The sequence below is a fragment of the Rhodococcus sp. (in: high G+C Gram-positive bacteria) genome, assembly GCF_049299235.1.
In the GTDB taxonomy this organism is placed as follows: Bacteria; Actinomycetota; Actinomycetes; order Mycobacteriales; family Mycobacteriaceae; genus Rhodococcus.
The window spans coordinates 1-3,548 of sequence record NZ_JBAQXC010000023.1; the positions used below are offsets into that span (position 1 = coordinate 1).

At 59.6% G+C, this 3,548-nt stretch carries 4 protein-coding genes; 3 read left to right on the plus strand and 1 reads right to left on the minus strand.

Annotated features, from left to right (window positions below; genetic code table 11):
- Nucleotides 1–498: 498 nt before the first annotated feature.
- Nucleotides 499–942 carry a hypothetical protein gene (locus WAX14_RS01575; protein ID WP_422626342.1) on the plus strand — a complete coding sequence of 148 codons (444 nt, stop codon included), beginning with the start codon at nucleotides 499–501 and terminating at the stop codon, nucleotides 940–942.
- On the opposite strand, the gene WAX14_RS01580 is transcribed toward WAX14_RS01575, so the two are convergent.
- Nucleotides 925–1,530 carry a recombinase family protein gene (locus tag WAX14_RS01580; protein WP_422626343.1) on the minus strand — a complete coding sequence of 202 codons (606 nt, stop codon included), beginning with the start codon at nucleotides 1,528–1,530 and terminating at the stop codon, nucleotides 925–927. The two genes, WAX14_RS01575 and WAX14_RS01580, sit on opposite strands and share 18 nt — an antisense overlap.
- 517 nt (nucleotides 1,531–2,047) lie before the next feature.
- On the opposite strand from WAX14_RS01580, the gene WAX14_RS01585 reads away from it, so the two are divergent.
- Both WAX14_RS01585 and WAX14_RS01590 read left to right on the plus strand, forming a co-directional pair.
- Nucleotides 2,048–2,464: a hypothetical protein gene (locus WAX14_RS01585; protein WP_422626344.1), complete on the plus strand. Its 417-nt coding sequence runs from the start codon at nucleotides 2,048–2,050 to the stop codon at nucleotides 2,462–2,464.
- Nucleotides 2,465–2,623: 159 nt separating this feature from the next.
- On the plus strand, nucleotides 2,624–3,529 hold the full coding sequence (locus tag WAX14_RS01590) for a hypothetical protein (protein ID WP_422626345.1): 906 nt from the start codon (nucleotides 2,624–2,626) through the stop codon (nucleotides 3,527–3,529).
- Nucleotides 3,530–3,548 lie beyond the last annotated feature (19 nt).

A 3,548-nucleotide genomic window follows, 5' to 3' on the forward strand; every position in this document is an offset into this window, starting at 1 on the left:
CGCTTACACAGCCGCCTCGGGTACGTCAGCCCCGACGCGTTCGAGGCGGCCTACTACGCTCAACCATCGACTCCCCAACCGGAGATGTCGCCAGCATAGGAGCGGCCAGAAACCCGGGTCGGTTCACGCCGGCCGCGGGAACAACGTGTGCCGGCCCCGAGACCAGGGAGGCCCACATCCGAATGCGCAGTAGACCTCGGTCCGGGGTCTGCGTTGAGGCCGGTGTCGACTAGTAGGGGGTCCGGGGGCGGATCACCCCCCGGGATGGACCGCACCGCACCGACTATCGGGCTGTGACACGGTCCGATTGATGTCAGGGGACGAACGTGTCGGTCCCCTCTGCTAGCTTGCGAGGACGCTTGCCGAAATCCACTAGCACCTTCGTCGGGGGACGTAATGAACAGCGAATTTCCGAGTGGCCTTCCGCCTATTTTGGACCCGTATGACCGAACCGCGTCCATGACCGCAGATGGTCAAGTCGTACTCAACATCAGTCAGGTGTACGAGAACGTCGACGAACTTCTTGAACGCCACCAACTCGATCCGACGGTGGAGATCGGGTTGACTGATATCTTCGGCGACAACGAATCGGCTATGTGCACTTTCCTTGCAACAGGATTCGGCGATGGTCTGGCCTGCTACATCGCAGAGAAGAGCGCGGACATCACGCAGCGCGAGTTCCCGAGTTCCTACAAACTCGCGAATTGGGCATCCTTGGATTCTTTCGACCCGTACCGGAGATTCCACCTCGACCGGGACAGGATCCTGTTGGAACCGCTGGATCTGACGCGCGCGCTCGTGCGTGACCACTTCGACCCCACGCGCGTCCCACTGTCCGATTACGGGGTCGGCAAGCTCACGGTAGAAGAGCAGAGCGGGACACTTGTGGGCACGTTGCTCATGTACGTGGCGATCAGCAACGACTTACGCGAGCACAGATGAGCCGGAGCGCGCTTCTTCCTTCGCGCGTCGCAGGGCTGCGTACATCGCCGATCTCGAGAGCCCGCTGATCTCGCAGAGCTGCGCGGCGCTGTACTGACCGGACTCGTAATCATCGAGCAGTCGCTTGTGTTGCAGAGCCGAGAGTTTCGGCTGCTTACCTTTGAGTCGGCCGGCCTTCTTCGCCTCGGCCATGCCTTCCTTCGTCCTGGCCCTGATCAAGTCGGACTCGAACTCGGCCATCAGTGCGAGCATGCCGAAGAAGAGCTTGCCGGTCGGGTCGGTGGGGTCGTGGATGGATCCGCCGATGTTCAGGCGGGTGCCTTTCGCTTCGAGTTCGTCGGCGATGGCGCGAAGGTCGACGGCGGACCGGCCCAGCCGGTCGAGTTTCGCCACGACCAATGTGTCACCGGCGCGGCACGCGGCCAGTGCTTCGCGCAGGCCCGGTCGTAGGCGGTTGCGTCCGGTGTAGCCCTTGTCGGTGTAGATCCGGTCCGGATCGACGCCGAGGCGTTTGAGCGCTGTGCGCTGCGCTCGCAGGTCTTGGCCTTGAGTTGAGCATCGGGCATACCCGATGAGGATTTCGGTCACCAGACGACGATAGTCCGTCATAGGTAACCTATCCCGGACGAACATGCAGGACGGTTAACCAGCACAGCCTTCGAGGCTGTGATCTGTGGTGGATTTCGGGGGCCGGGCCGGTTTCGGGTGTGCTGGTAGAGGGTCGTCTTACAGGACACCTTCTCGCCGCAGGAATCGTTGTCATGAACGCGATCAGAAAATGCAAACAGAAGGCGGAAGAGAGCTGGGCCCGATACGAGTCTGTCCAGAATCGAGCGTCCGATGCTCTGGTCGGCGACCTGGCCGACTTAGAAGCCCTATCAGATTCGTTCCGTGGACATCCCGCCGACGGCGGCCGTCGTGCGTCCGAACAGACGGCGCCGATACACGAAGTCGCGCCCCAACCGCCTAACCGTTGAAACTTCAAACCTACGGTCCCGTAACTTTTGGAAATGCGATGAAAAAATTCATCACGACTTCAGGCGGACGTTCAACAACGTAGTTGGTGCACCTCGTTTGGTACACTCAACACAAGGTAGGAGGAGTAATGGGATTCGAAGTGTTCGACAAGAGGATGGCCCCACTGGCGAAAGCTCCCAGTGTGACCATCCAGAAGCGTGGAATCTTCTCCATCAACAAGGCCGCACACAAGCTCATTGGAGAGCCCTCGTCGGTGGAGCTCCTGTTCGACAAGGACAACCAGGTCATTGCGTTGCGTGAATCCGATCAACCGCACGCATACACGGTTCGGCCTCAGTCTGCGCGGAAAGACACAGGACAGGTCATCATGTCGGCGACTGCGTTTACGCAGTTCTATGACATTGACACGACCATCAGCCGCCGATACAAGCCATACGAGCAAGACGGAATGCTTTGCATAGACCTCAAGGGTCCGAGCATAGAAATCGTGGGGAACCGCTCGAAACGCACTACGGATAACCATTCGGAGGGCGACGACTCTTAAAAGACTTCTGGCCTGGTCCCGTTGGCGCGGGGCCAGACCAGTAACCGGTCCGAGGACGCGGTTGATGACTGTGCAAGTCTTCTCCAGCGTAGCGGAGTCCCTAGGGACGCGTGTCTCTACTCCTCATCCTCGGGCCAACTACCTGATGAGGAGGGCCTCATGGCTCCTATCACCAGCGCGTACGGGATCACTGGTCCCGTACCGTTCCTGGATGTCGATGTCACTGTCGACAACAAGTGGTTCCTTGATCCACGTGCCATTCGACTCCACCAGCGAGCGGATCCCTTCGCGGTCAAGGCGAACGAGTGCACCGAGACGTTCTTCGAGGAAGTCCTCGATTGCGTCACCCGAGGAGACGTCCGGCGCGGACTGTGGCTTCTTCAGCAGTTTCCCGAGCCATGGGAAACCCGGTTGGGTCTTGCAAAGAGTGGGTTCAGCGGGCATGGCGGCGCTAGCGAAGTCGGATCCTGGATCTGGAGGTCACTCAATGAAGACCTCAAGGCCTTCATCGTGCTTGGTCTTTTCAAAGAGATCGAGGAGTTGCCGCTCTTCATAGAGGGCATCGACAAGGACATCACATCGGACATCACGACACGTATCATTTTCGACGCGCTGGCCGAGTTCACGTCCTACATGGTGGATCAATACCCGGAGTTCACGGCCGGTGAGCATCGAGTAGAGACGTTCGGGTGCCAAGCGTGGGATTCTTCAACTCGCGGCTGGGTTGTCAAAGCGTTCGAGCTTCCCGTTGCAGCTGGCAAACCTCTTCTTCTCGTTCCCCGGGGATGGGCACGTCAGAATCTGCTGATGTCTGCCTCTCGCTATTACGAGACGAAGGTGCTGGGTTACGCCCAGCTCGAGCGGGCGGTACCACTGAGCACAGGCAAGCTGCTCAAGACGCCGAAAGATCAGTTGAAGACGGTGCCGGGGCTGGGGCGCGGCCGAGTCACCAACCTCGATGTCACTCGTCGAGCTCATGAGAACAACAACGATCTCATCGCTGAGTTCAAGCAGTTCGTCGACATGAAGTGGACGCCGCCCGACGGCGACCAGCGTATCGCGTAGGACTGTTGTCGCGGGGGGG